Annotated in this window: 12 protein-coding genes; 4 read left to right on the forward strand and 8 right to left on the reverse strand. The window is 43.2% G+C overall.

All coding sequences use genetic code 11. The annotated features are described in order from the left end of the window. The first annotated feature begins 21 nt into the window (after positions 1–21). The gene (locus F3I09_RS17065; RefSeq protein ID WP_149696242.1) at positions 22–561 is read left to right on the forward strand and encodes a carboxymuconolactone decarboxylase family protein; all 540 of its coding nucleotides are present in this window, start codon (positions 22–24) and stop codon (positions 559–561) included. Positions 562–565: 4 nt separating this feature from the next. Here F3I09_RS17065 and F3I09_RS34090 read toward each other — a convergent pair whose 3' ends face one another. Together F3I09_RS34090 and F3I09_RS17070 are read right to left on the reverse strand one after the other, a co-directional pair. Further along, positions 566–727: a hypothetical protein gene (locus tag F3I09_RS34090; protein ID WP_188133843.1), complete on the reverse strand. Its 162-nt coding sequence runs from the start codon at positions 725–727 to the stop codon at positions 566–568. Positions 728–829: 102 nt separating this feature from the next. After that, positions 830–2,020 (reverse strand): sorbosone dehydrogenase family protein, encoded by a 1,191-nt coding sequence (locus tag F3I09_RS17070; RefSeq protein ID WP_149696243.1) that lies wholly within the window; start codon positions 2,018–2,020, stop codon positions 830–832. A gap of 447 nt (positions 2,021–2,467) precedes the next feature. Between F3I09_RS17070 and F3I09_RS17075 the strand changes: the two genes are divergently transcribed. Continuing rightward, entirely contained in the window at positions 2,468–3,394 is a 927-nt protein-coding gene (locus tag F3I09_RS17075) for a hypothetical protein (protein WP_149696244.1), read from the forward strand. 67 nt (positions 3,395–3,461) lie between these two features. On the opposite strand, the gene F3I09_RS17080 is transcribed toward F3I09_RS17075, so the two are convergent. Continuing rightward, a complete protein-coding gene (locus F3I09_RS17080; RefSeq protein ID WP_149696245.1) occupies positions 3,462–3,830 on the reverse strand; it encodes a DUF2200 domain-containing protein in 369 nt (122 codons plus the stop codon). 30 nt (positions 3,831–3,860) lie between these two features. Between F3I09_RS17080 and F3I09_RS17085 the strand changes: the two genes are divergently transcribed. Next, entirely contained in the window at positions 3,861–4,481 is a 621-nt protein-coding gene (locus F3I09_RS17085) for a hypothetical protein (protein ID WP_149696246.1), read from the forward strand. Positions 4,482–4,598: 117 nt separating this feature from the next. Here the strand turns inward: F3I09_RS17085 and F3I09_RS17090 are convergent, their stop codons facing one another. Further along, the gene (locus F3I09_RS17090; protein WP_149696247.1) at positions 4,599–5,342 is read right to left on the reverse strand and encodes a DUF6000 family protein; all 744 of its coding nucleotides are present in this window, start codon (positions 5,340–5,342) and stop codon (positions 4,599–4,601) included. Positions 5,343–5,539: 197 nt separating this feature from the next. On the opposite strand from F3I09_RS17090, the gene F3I09_RS17095 reads away from it, so the two are divergent. Continuing rightward, positions 5,540–6,337 carry a hypothetical protein gene (locus tag F3I09_RS17095; protein ID WP_149696248.1) on the forward strand — a complete coding sequence of 266 codons (798 nt, stop codon included), beginning with the start codon at positions 5,540–5,542 and terminating at the stop codon, positions 6,335–6,337. Positions 6,338–6,531: 194 nt separating this feature from the next. On the opposite strand, the gene F3I09_RS17100 is transcribed toward F3I09_RS17095, so the two are convergent. The 4 genes from F3I09_RS17100 to F3I09_RS17115 all read right to left on the reverse strand — a co-directional run bounded on the left by F3I09_RS17100 (position 6,532) and on the right by F3I09_RS17115 (position 13,220). Next, positions 6,532–7,497 (reverse strand): hypothetical protein, encoded by a 966-nt coding sequence (locus F3I09_RS17100; RefSeq protein WP_149696249.1) that lies wholly within the window; start codon positions 7,495–7,497, stop codon positions 6,532–6,534. 515 nt (positions 7,498–8,012) lie between these two features. Continuing rightward, on the reverse strand, positions 8,013–8,915 hold the full coding sequence (locus tag F3I09_RS17105; RefSeq protein WP_149696250.1) for an AraC family transcriptional regulator: 903 nt from the start codon (positions 8,913–8,915) through the stop codon (positions 8,013–8,015). 2 nt (positions 8,916–8,917) lie between these two features. Continuing rightward, complete coding sequence (locus F3I09_RS17110; protein ID WP_149696251.1) at positions 8,918–9,835, reverse strand: SDR family oxidoreductase; 918 nt, start codon at positions 9,833–9,835, stop codon at positions 8,918–8,920. A 202-nt stretch (positions 9,836–10,037) separates the two neighbouring features. Then, entirely contained in the window at positions 10,038–13,220 is a 3,183-nt protein-coding gene (locus F3I09_RS17115) for a reprolysin-like metallopeptidase (protein WP_149696252.1), read from the reverse strand. Positions 13,221–13,342 lie beyond the last annotated feature (122 nt).

The following is a 13,342-nucleotide window of genomic DNA, read 5'->3' on the forward strand; positions in this document are numbered from 1 at the left end:
ATCACTTCAAATTACCATACTATGTTATCTTTTGAGGTACCGACCCGCGAAACGGTTTCTGACAACAACAAGGTTATTTTCGATAAGTTCATAAACCAGTTCGGCTTCATGCCCAATTTGATTGCGATGTTCGCTTATAGCGAAACGGCCCTGGCAGATTACCTGGCGATACAAAGCCGCAAAGGCACACTCACTATCAAAGAAAAGGAAGTAGTCTATCTGGTAGTAAGCGAAATTAATGATTGCAAATATTGTGTACCGGGTCACGCTTTGTATGCAAAGAACCTGGGATTTTCAGAAGAGCAAATCATCCAGATCAGGAAAGGCGATATTCCATTTGATGATAGACTGAATGCACTGGCTCATTTTGTTAAAGATATCACACTTAATAAAGGCCGGCCGCGTGAAGCAAGTGTTGAGGCGTTTTTTAAAGCGGGTTATAATGAAGCTAATCTTGTTGACGTAATTATTGCTATTGGCGATAAAGTCATTACAAATTATCTGCATAATATTACTCAGGTTTCCATTGAGTGGCCGGCGGTGCGCGCTATTAGTCAATAAAAAATTACGCTGTCATTATTGATTTAAGCGCAATCAGCAGCATCTCTTTTTGCTTGCCTTTCAGTTTGATCGAACCTAAGGTTTGTGCAGCGAAGTTGCCGGCCAATCGTAGGGATGCTGCCAGATCGCCGGAAACGATCACCTCTTCATTGAATTCTTTGCACATGTTCTGGTTATTCGCTCTGATGCATGACCACTTTCTTTCAAAAAAGGCCGACCCGAAGGTCAGCCTTTTTTGAATACAGTCCTGATGTATTAAATAGGGTATTTAGTTTGCTGTAACGCGGTACACACTGTTCCCTGTATTGGACACCACATACACTTCTCCGCTTTCAGTTTCCCCGAAATCCACAATTCCTGTTGGAGAAAGTGTTTGAGTAGTAACAGTCCATCCGCCGGAGCCATTAGGAACAATCTTGTAAAAAATACCGGAGTAGAAATCAGCACTCAGGTAACAACCCTGCAAAGCCGGGTATGCGGTGCCTCTGTAAACCACGCCTCCTGTAATACTTGCAGCAGGATTCTGTGTGGCATAAGCATGCACCGGGAAGATATAATTTGTTCCGGTACATCCCGAGGTGTTATATGCAGCGTTGCCTTCATAACAGCGCCATCCATAATTAGCTCCTGATGTAGCGGAAGCAGCGCGGAAATTGATCTCCTCCCATGAATCCTGTCCTACGTCACCTATCCACATATCCTGTGTGGCTTTATCGAAACTCCAGCGGTATGGGTTACGAAGACCATAAGCATATACTGCGTTTGAAAAAGGATTGCCCGGAGGAATAGTATAGTACGGGGCAGTGGTAGAAGTATTAACGGCCAGGCGTAATATCTTACCCAGCAGCACAGACGTATTCTGCGCATTGTTGGGAACATCGCCGGCGCCGCCACCATCACCGGTAGATAAATACAGGTACCCATCGCTACCGAAGTGAAGTTCTCCGCCATTATGGTTTGAATTGGTGGGATGTGGGATGGTTAGCACGATCACTTTGGATGCAGCGTCCAGTGTATTCGGACTACTGCTATTTACATGATACCTGGCAAGCTCAAGGTTGCCTGCCGTATTTGTGTAATAAACATAAACAAACCCATTCGTTGCATAGTTTGGGTGAAAGACCATACTAAGCAGACCTCTTTCACCACTGGTGCTCAGGTTTGATACGGTGCCAAATACAGAAATAAAATTAAATGCAGAATCATACACTCTTATAGTGCCGGCTTTCTGCGGAATAAAAATGCGTTTACTACCGTCGCCGGCATGTACAAATTGCATAGGAGCACTTAAACCGGAAGTGATAACTGAGGTCAGCGATATCTGAGGTGCTGCAGCCACGGCCTTGGCTGGTGCCTTCTTTATAAGGTTATCTTCATCTGTTTTACAGCTTGGCATTAGAAGTGTCATAAGGGCTATGGACAATAGCTGTCTGGGAAATACACTTGATAGATTTTTCATACTTTGAGGGTTAAGATTGAGTGTTAAAAAAGGTTCGCATCAGGACTGATTCATGGTAGTTTCCGTACTTAATCATTTGCGGTACTATCCTAAATATACCCAATTTATCAAGAGTATAGCCCTCTCTGAGAGTATAAAAATTAACGTATGGTATTTACTGCATAATTTTATGGTTTATGAGAACAAGAAATTCCAGATTGGACAACTTTGCCGGTGTTAGGGGCTCCCCGAGCTCAGGTATCCATCCTGATCGCTGCCAATTGTTGTCTCAGCCGGATATGAGGATAGTAGTAAGCGTTATAAGAGGATTAAAAGATATCTTCAATTTACCAGTAATGATCTTTGAACTGCTCTAAATTGCCATAACTATAAAAACTGTATATTGCAATACTGTTTAACCCAGCTTTCACAGTAACCCATTCATCAAAAAAAATAATTTTAAAAACTATGAAAAGAGTACTATTTCTCCCTTTACTCGTCATTACATTATTTGCCTGTAGACAGAGTGAGGTAAAAGACGTTGTACCTTCCGATGAGCAACCATCCACTGTAGCAAAGAAGCCAATTACTATCAGTATTGCTGATTTTCTGCAGCACGAGGAAGACCTGAGGACAGGGAGAAAAACGGAAATAGATAAAGGCGCAGGGGCCCGGGGCGACTCTGCGAAGATATGCTATCTCAAATATTTCGCCTATGACACTACCGGCGGGCATTTATATAGCTCCGAAAGCAGGGACACTATGCGCTATCATGATAACTGGGGTACAATATCTGATTCACTTGCACCGGGAAAGTATACAATTATCCTTGCAGCAATGGAGAATTTGATGAATGAATTAACCTGGGGCGCGCCCAATTTCGGTTATATTACGCCCCGGGCAGGCGGGCCGCTGGGACAAATCTTCGTCAGGAAGATGCAACTTACAGTTGATACGACTCCTGATCCTGTGAAGCTGGAAGTAACGCTTAACCGTATTGTTGGCCAACTAACGGTGAGCATCGAGGATGCTTTGCCCGCTTCTGACCCGAACGGCTATATGATGGTTAGCGTAGTTAACGCAGCATTTAAATATGAGCTTGGTACTGAAATGCCAGGCCCGCCCGGTTCAAGCCAGTATCTTGAGAGAATAGAAGACCGTGTCTTCCAGGGGTATGTATTCGGTAGCGATTATGAATTCAATGTGGTTATTAACTACCGTGATAAAATTACAGGAGAGGAGCGCACGAAGACTATAGAGCATGTTACCTGTCATACTAACAAGAAAACCGTCCTAAGCGGCAGCATATATGCTGCTCCGCAACCCGACAAGCCCGGTTTTTCGGTTAAACTGAACCAGTCCTGGGGCACTGATTTAACGCATATATACTTTTAATGCTTGTTGAAATTTCAGTAAGTTTTAAACATAAGAAGCGGGGTCTTATATATTTGTGAGACCCCGCTTATGATGCAGATCGCAAAATCTTCTCCATCTTCCTTCCCTTCGCCAACTCATCTACCAACTTATCCAGATATCGAACCCGCTGCGTTAAAGGATTGTCGATATCCTCTACACGATACCCACATATTACTCCGGTGATGAGATTCGCATTGGGGTTTAATGATGCCTGTCCGAAGAACGTTTCAAAAGTTACCTTGTCTTTTATCAGTTCCTGCAGCTTCTCGTTATTGAAACCGGTTAGCCATTCTATAACCTGTTGTAATTCTTCTTCTGTTCTGCCTTTCTTCTCCACTTTTGCGAGATACATCGGATAGACCGAGGCAAAGGTCATTTTTGCGATACGCTGATGGTGTGTATTGGAATTGTCCATACCTGGTATTTTAGTAGTATCCTGATTATTTTGGAGTTTAGAGGCCCTTTGGCGCCTTTAGCATATTTACGGAAGAAATATTATGATTTTATTAGCAATATTAACAAAAAGGATGGTTATCTTCATATAATGATACGTGCAATCATTTTTATAGCGATTTTAATGTCGGCTATAGCTACAAAGGCACAGCTCCCTTTATTTTCAGGAGCTCAGAATAGCATGCAACCTGTCTTTGGAAATCCCGGCCAGGCGGCCGATACCAACTATCTTCGAAAGAAATGGTTTGTGACAAGGTACGCTGGTATTTCCACTGGTTTTGTTGCCTTTAAGGGGGGAAGTAGTAACTACTTGTCGGCTCCTTTAGCCTGGCAAGTAAACAAGCAATTTACCAATAATATTTATGCTTTCGGAGGTGTTTCCGCGACACCTTATCTTTTACAATACAACGGTGCAGTCTATCAACCTGGAAATGACAAGAACAGTTTTATGCGGGCTAACAATTTTGGTATTAACCCTGCTGCCAGAATAGGTGTAATGTATATTAACAGCGACAGAACATTTTCTATTACCGGTAGCATTAGTGTAAGCAGTAGTAGCTACAATGGCTATTCACCCATTTATGCTCCAGCTAATTCTCATGTGAAATATTAGCTATTACAATTAAACGGTTGCGAAGTATATCCCATTATTTCCCATTTCTGTCCCTGGGTTCATTGCTAAAGGTAATTGAACTGGTAACACAAATAACCAATGAGCTAGTGTGATCGGTTAGTCAACATTAGACAAAGTCTGAAGTATTTTTATATGGTCATCATAATAAGCTGTATTTAGTGTCTCGCGGATATTATTCTTTTCTTCGGATGTTAGGTGCTCAGCTATGGTTTTTTCACCGACAAAATTTTTAAGCATGTTAGTAAGGCCCTCCAAATAATTTTTGTCCTGTTTATTTCTTCCGTCCTGAAACTTTTTCCAGCTGTCTTCATGCTTTGCTGAATTTGGCGTTCCGTTCTGCTTGTCTAAAAAAAGCAATGCTTCCATGACATCTTTTTGATCAAAGTATAGTTCTGGTTTTGTGAGATAATACGCTAAATAGCGATCCAGGTATTGAATGCTTTTTTCTGTATTAAAGAATGCAAGGGTCAATGCGTATATATGTCCAACGTAGCAAACTTCGCTTTTTAGAAGATGCGTTCCTATAATATCAATGAGTTGATTATATCCTTTGACGGCGGCAAAATATGATCCTACGAGTCTTGTCCGCCAATTAAAGTCACCCAATAGCTGCAGACAAATTTCTTCTGTGATATCGTTTTTGTGTTCCTGTATTGAAGTGATCCAGGTTGTATCACCATATTTACCTATTCCCATATAATATGGAACAACCCATATGTTATAAAATTCCGCTGAAAGTTGGTGTTCATTTTTATGGGATGGCAACATTGTAAAGGGAGAGGTATGTCTAACTGTGGCGCCGGCTGAATGTAAGCGTGCCATTTCTTCCATATTATTCATAGTTAGGGTTGTTTTTACAAAGGTAAGGTTTGTTGCTATTTTTCTTCGCAGATAATAGTGTTCGATAAAGTTTAAAACTTTAGGACCAGCCCAAACTGCACGTAGCCTTGCCCGGCAAAGCGCTATGTTAAATATATATATGTTTTTTTCATATAATGATCGGAGAATACTACTTTTGCATAAATCTCAATATATCTATGAAACAAACATTTTTAACTGCGGGACTGTTAATCCTTTCCATTGCCAGCTTTGCCCAAGACGCTGACAACGATGAGTACGAATTAAAAGGTAATGAACAACAAGGGTACATTATTACGAAAGACGACCAGAAAATTGAAGGAATTGTGAAGCTTTATGGTAAAGCATCAAATCCCTGGGTGAACCAGAAAAAAGTTAAATTCCTCGCTAAGGAATCCATTGATCCATCAAAAAAGCGTCAGAAATTTAAAGTATTTGATGCCGATGATATGAAAGAGTATGTAGCTATCGAGGATAGCGTAGAAAGACACTTTCGTCTTATCAAATTTACAAACAAAAGAGAAGGATTGACCAGCGGTGGTGGCCTTGGAGCTCAGATAAAGACAATCAAGAACCTGGCTTCCACTACGCATATGGCTGAGGTAATTGTGGATGGTCCTATCACAATGTATCGTCTTTACGGATATCCTTCCCCGGTAGCCGTTGGTAACGGCGATGTTGCCGAAGCGGAAGCAGCGGAGCAGAACCTTCGTGAAAACCCGGATATACTGTTCCAGAAAGGAACAGACAAACCTAAAGAACTGGCCTCTTCGGATATCAAGAAACTGGTAAGTGATTGTCAAACGGTAGCAGACAAGCTTGCAGCCGGTGGTTACAGCACTTATGATCCAGCCAAGGAAGAAAAGAAGAAAAGTGCAATGGGTAAATTGATCAAAGGTGAACTAGACAGAGGTGGTGATAAATTGCTGAATATGGGTACTGAAATATTTGGTGATTATAACAAGACTTGCAAATAGTCTATCGTACTTAGTAAAAAAAAAAGGAATTGGGCATCGCTCAATTCCTTTTTTTATTAAGCGTATTCAAACAAAATGCATAAGGCACATTTTGAGCGAAGTTTATCGGCGTTAGTGCCAATAGGTTAGCATGGCGAATGCATAAACCCGCCGTTAGATGTGGATATTGTTTTCAAATTGCGAAAGACTACTTATCAAACCAGGAACTGGTCATAGTCGTATTGATGAAAGACTGCCAGTGAAAGGCTTTCTTCCCGTATATTTATCAGTTTCCTTCGAACAACCTGTTCTCCGATTTCCTTGCTGCCGGCGATTGTATTTATTTCGTTTTGCCGACTTACAGCCCGCAACATATCCGCCGCAGAACGGCTTTTCCTTGCAATCCTGGATGTTTTGGCTGGTCGCTGCGGATCTTTTATTTTTTCTTCCAATGGTAATACAGGCTCCAGTACTGCAGTTACAAATGCCTGCTCGCTGCTGACTGTGCTGGCGGTCTGAATACCGGTATTGGTACGAAGAAAGCGCAGTTGTAAAAGAACGATCGTAGCAGTCGCACTGACGGGCATAACAGGCAACATCAGGGTGTGTTGTTTTTCTCCTAAGGAAACGCAGCTGGCTGCTGTCGTAGTACCTATACAGGTATGCTGCTCAAGGTCCATGTCCAGAGCCACGGCCTGGAGCTGTATGTAACGGGTATCTTTAGGCGGTTTCAGCCAGTGTTGCCAGTTAGTGGGCAATTTCACCATCACACTGCCATTTTCCTGGCGTATAGTATCTATCCCACCAATCGTCATGACGGCCTTTTTGTTATACCGGAAATCTTTGAGGTGTTGATGCAGGGCAGCGGCACTGAATACACGTTGGCCACGAGGATGCAGGATATCTTCCCGCAACGCCGTATAAACGGCCTTATTTAGCCTGTATACCGCCGTTTCGTCCTGTGCTGGCTGCCATATGCCGTTCAGGGCAGAACGGATCGATTTTGCGGCCTTACTTGCCTTTGCAAACTCCCTGCTGCTTTGTTTGCTGGCGGCGGACATACTATCCGGGCCATACTCGGGCATTTTACGACAGAATTGTTTGCCGTTCCGCTCGTAATAAATCAGGTCTCCGACATGGCCGGAAAGACCCTGGGTAAGAATGTTGAAGTTTTGGGCCATAACATGCAATAGATTATTGTTCAATTTACGGAAAAAATGGTATTAACAAGCTGATAACTAGCTTTTTTGTTCGATTATATCTCTATTCTTTACCGGCATTATAAGGGGATAAAAACGACCTTGATATATCTCTATAGAGCTATTGTAATGCCCTTATAATGAGCCTTAAGTGACCGGATACGATCGAACTTTAATAGGGAATGAATAGGACTTGAGTTGGACTTAATCAGAGAAAATGCTTGTTTTGAAGACTAAATAAGAGAAACTGAAGGAAGAAGTTATGAATGGATTGGTATTATGAAAGATGTTGGTTATGAATGTGTTGGTGGTATTGGGCACACCTGAGCTGGACAAAAATGTTTGAACTCCCAGGCCCCGGACCTGAGAGCTTATTATTATGGAAAGCAGAATACCTGTTCTTCGCGTGGAGCTTTATAACCTACCGGCGCCCGGAAAGAGTATCACCCACCTAAAAAAATCAGATGGAAGCATATTAACACCTATGAAGCAAAATATTACTGAAAGGACCTTCTGAACTCCACGGGGGAAAGATTCGTTTTTGTCTTAAATAACTTGCTAAATGACTGTGGATGCTCAAATCCGAGTTGATACGCAATTTCGCTTATAGACAAAGTAGTTGTCGACAATTGCTCCTTCGCCTTCTCTATTAATTTCTGATGAATATGCTGCTGCGTATTCAATCCCGTCAGCGTTTTCAGCATACTGCTCAGATAATCTGGAGAAACATGCAGTGACTCTGCAATATAGGTAACCGTAGGTAATCCCGTTTCTTTCTCAAAATAAGTTTGCAATACATCCTCCAATTGCCCCAGCAACTGATGATTCGTCATCCGCCTCGTCAAAAATTGTCGCTGATAGAATCGCTCTGAATAGTTGAATAATGACTCCAGATGTCCAATAATGATATTATGACTGAACTGGTCAATATTCCCCCGATACTCCTGTTCAATATTAGCAATGATTTGATTGATCATTACTTCTTCTTTCTCCGACAAGAATAGTGCCTCATTCACTGCATAATCGAAAAACTCATACTGCCTGATTTTCTTTGCCAGCGATGTGTTCCACAGGAAATCGGGATGTACCAGCAACATCCATCCCGAAGGCTGCCCTTCTATCGGGCCGTCCAGTTCAAACCCTACCAGCTGTCCGGGCGCCATAAAGGATAACACCCCTTCATCAAAATCAAAATCCTGCTGTCCATACTTCACTTTTATAAGCCCGGAAAATCCCTTCTTCAATGCAATCATGTAAAAATCAGGCACCAGCAATTTAGGTCCTTTGGGGATCTCCGTGAGGCTGCTAATATCAATCACGCTGATTAAAGGATGTAAAGCCCCGGGCAGATCTCTCAGCAGCAGAAACTCAGTGATTGTCTTTACCCTATGTGGTTGCATGCTTAAATATACTTCTTTGCAAATTCCCTCGCAAAATCCTTTAGCTTCACTTTCCCTAAAACTGGTTTATGGCGGTCGTACAGGGCCAGTATAGTCCCATCATGAATAGCTGCCTGCATTTTCACCATACTGGCTGCCAGGCCCTCCGGCAAACCCGCCATCTTATAGCCCTGTAGCATCTGTTTATCTGAGATCCTGATCCATCTCATCCAGGGTTTACCAATAGCCGCTCCCAGCATAGCGGCCACTTCATTGCAGGTCAGTTCATCACTTCCCACATATCTTATCTTCACACCGGTAACCGGTGTCTCAAGCTCTTCTACTACTGCTGCTGCAATATCCTCCGGCGCTACCAGTACAATCCTGTCATTTTCCCCATAATTCCCCATCAGCAAACCTCTTCTTCCCAATAGTGCCCGGATCCCATAAGCCTGGAAACCCATCACCAGCCCTATCATTCCCTTTCCACGCATCATATCCATCATCTGATAGAAGTTAGTATAAAAAATTGCAGGACGTAATTCGGATACATTCACACCTGCCAGCTGCTTATAGACTTCCGTCATACTATGCCCGGCCACCTCTGCTGCCCATCCGGTCAGAAACACCACTTTCCTGATGCCCGCATGTTGAATGGCCTGTACATAATTCGCAATGATCTGTCTCATATGTGCATCCTGATCTGCCACCGAAAAATCAAATGGCACCATACAATAGACGGCATCTGCCCCTTTAAAAGCATCCGTAACAAACTGCGCATCTGTCAGAGAACCGATATTGGCCTTCGCACCTAGTTGCTCAATCTCCACCCGCTTTGCGGGATTACTGCTAATGACTGTCAGGGAATGGCCATTCTTTATCAACGCTATGCTAAGCGGCTTGCTGATGTTCCCTAAAGAACCTGTAACTACTATTTTCATGTTCCAAAGATATCCGCACTAACATAGCCGGACGTAATCAAATCCGGGCAGATTGTAGTCAAATCCGGAAGGTGTTGATGTATAGAACATTACTGATCGTTATGTCACGAGTTCGGATGCAAAGCTTAATGATTAATCGTAATAAAAAAGCCAGTACCTGGAGTGGTACTGGCTTTTTCTGTATGGGGTGCTGTATATGTCTTTATTGTTTAATGATCTTCGTCATATTCACTTCTTTTGCTCCATTCTTAATCCTTATCATATAAACACCTGCAGGCAATGCAGAAATATCAAGTTGCGTTTTAACTGTGCTCACTTCGCGACGCAATGCCAGGCGGCCGTTCACATCAAATATACTCACCTCTGATTTTCCTTTGAAAGCAGAGAGGTCAATGTTCACGACGTTATTGGCAGGGTTCGGGAATACAGCCACTTTCGGTACATCGCTGGTAGTAACATCAGTTTCGCGACTGGCAGTACCTAATTGTACCCGTAATGTATAACAAGAGGTAGCGCTATTGGCTCCATTGTAACCATATACCTGTGCATAATAAGTACCGGCACTAACGGTTCTGCTAATACTTTCACTGGTGGTGCCGCCTGCCTGTGAAATATTGAGCTGGGTACCTGAGCTGTTCAGCAGTTTCAGGTCGTAATCGCCTGGCAGGGTGCCCAATGTAATAGTAATAGTACCTCTGGTAGTGATCACAAACTTGTAATGATCAATATCGCCACTTGGGCTGATAAGACCCGTGACATCGGTATTAAATGGTATGGTTGCGGCGCCACTAGTTGTTCCATTGGTTGAGTTATCCAATGTATTTGCACAACCTGAAACGGTTAAGGTAGTGAATTGTGCAGTAGTATATGTACTGGTACCACCTGAGCAATTTGTTCTTACTCTCCAGTCATATAATGTGGCTGATGTTAATCCGCTCAGATTAACAGAGGTAGAAGTGCTTCCGGTTGCGGCATTCGTCCAGGTAGAAGATGAATTAGGTTTATAATCTACATCATAACTTGAAGCACCGCTTACGCTTGTCCATGCAACGGTAGCGCCGGTGCTTGTTACAGCTGAACTGGTTAAGCCGGCAGGCGCATTACAAGTTCCTCCTGTGGTAGTAAATTGTGCTGCTGAATAAGCACTGCTGCCGCTGGCACAATTAGTTCTTACACGGTAATCATAGGTAGTGCCCGTTGTAAGACCTGTTAAGCCCAGAGAAGTAGCTGTTGTTGCTGTTGCTGCGTTGATCCACGTAGAAGATGAAGTGGCTTTATAATCCACATCATATGATGCAGCGCCGCTTACTGCTGTCCATCCTATTGTAGCTGATGTAGTGGTGATTGCAGAAGCAGTTAACCCTGCTGGAGAAGCACAGGATGATCCGGATGTGATAGTAAAGTTGGTGTTGGAAATATCAAAGAAGATGTTTCCTACGGCTTCTACTTTTATTCTAGCTGTAGTAGTTGCTGTATTAGGAATGGTTACAGCCTCACTGCCATCATTTGGAGTGCTTGCCACTAATGTGCTGAAGGTAGTGCCTCCGTCTGTAGAGATGGATATTTTTACGTTAGCACAACTAACAGGAGATGCTGTGGTACTTGCTACATTCCATGTGATGGTTTGTGATGAATTGCCGGCCCATGATACAGCCGTATTCGGAGCAGTCACAGAGAACGGACCTGATGAGTTGGTGACAGTTACTGTCATATCCGCAAAATTGGTCTGCCCGATAGTTACGGGCGCCGTAGAGCTATAAGGAGCATTATCCCTTACAGTCAACCGGAAGTGCAAAGTTCTTGAAACGGAACTCAATGCTTCCGTATTAGCTCCTGCATCGCCACCTGACAATGGGCCGGATACTAAAGCGCCTGCAAGAATGGTCGCCAGTTTGGGAAAATATCTCGTTGGTGATGTGCTAGGGGCAAATGATATCCAGTTGGGGCCAGATGCTTTGGTAGCACTAGCTACACTGCTGGTTCCTGTTTGTGATGAGGATGCATTATCATTTTGTTCCCAGCAATAAGTCAGCACGTCGCCGGCATTGGCATCAGTAGCTGAACCAGTCAGTGCAAACGGGGTGCTGATAGGAATAGTAAAGTTACCGCCGGCATTGACAACAGGTGTTGCGTTATTGGCGGATATACTGGTCGTTACGGGACAAGTCTTGCTTGAAAGATTAGTCTGGATTTGTCCAATGGAAGCAGCATGATAAATATCGATAGAATGTGGTGCAAGGTCCTGGCTTGTAATACCAGCATAACCCATAATAGTAATACCTGAACCAGGTTCCACATTAACGCCTGTACCTTCATTGCTCATAGAGAAAGTATGGTTGGCGCCCAACTGGTGACCTACTTCATGCACTACATAATCGATGTCGAAATTGTCTCCTTGCGGAATATTATCTGCAGGAGAGGTAAAGCCACTTCCTTTTGAATTATCGGTACAAATACAACCTATACAACCTGCGTTACCACCACCGCCGGATGCACCGAACAGGTGGCCGATGTCATAGTTCGCTGCACCGATCACGGAGGTCAATGTGTTTTGTAACTCGCTGTTCCACGCTCCGCCAGCGCCTGTGCTAGCTGCGGAGTATGGATCTGTTGAAGCATTATAATAGAATACATTGGTAGTTGCCGCGATCAGGTTAAGATGGAGGGCGAGGTCCTTTTCATAAACACCGTTACAACGTGTGAGCGTGGCATTGACAGCCGCCAGCACCAATGAAACCTGTGAAGCGCTTGTAGCTCCAAAATAATTGGAGTATTCAGCAGTAACTGATTGCGCCAGACGCATTGTTTTTGCATCGCCGGTTGATCTGGCATTAGGTAACTGGTTGCCTATACTATTTGCCAATTTTTGTTCTGGTGTAGAACACTTCCATGGTAAAGTCTTCGGCTGTTTTTTAAATACCGAATAAACTGTGTGGTCAGCGGAATAAGGCTCAATAAATTCATTTTCCTTTCCAGTACGGAAGACCATTGTTTGTATTCCTTGCGGAGAAATACTCAACTTTAATGTGGCAGATTTGTCGGTAATGCCTTTCCCGGAAAATGCCCTTATTTCCGGAAATTTGGCCTGCAATGCAGGTTCGAAATTCGAAGCTTCTATAATTTCGAACTGTTCGATTTGTCCGTCTGCGTTAGGCAGGGAGATAATGGTTGAATGTCCTGACGCATTGCCTACGGTTTTGAATACTTCACTCCGCAAGGGGGCGAAATTCAGGTCAAACAATTTGAAGTTAGCGGGAAATGCAAGCCTGGACACGGCTTTGTCGGTAGTGATCCTGGCGCCATCTGCATGTGGTCTCCAGTAATCCTGTGCAAACGACATTGTACTAAACAACAATGCTGTTGCAAGAAGTAAAACTTTGCTCATGTTTAATTAGGGTTTAAAGGTGAGATATGTTGTCTTTATAAATGTAGTTTAAGTCACTGCGGTCGTAATTATATTGGTAGACAATATCAAAACACTATGGGCTATAAATATTTAACTAATAC

It is taken from the genome of Chitinophaga sp. CF418, from assembly GCF_900142925.1.
Lineage (GTDB): Bacteria > Bacteroidota > Bacteroidia > Chitinophagales > Chitinophagaceae > Chitinophaga.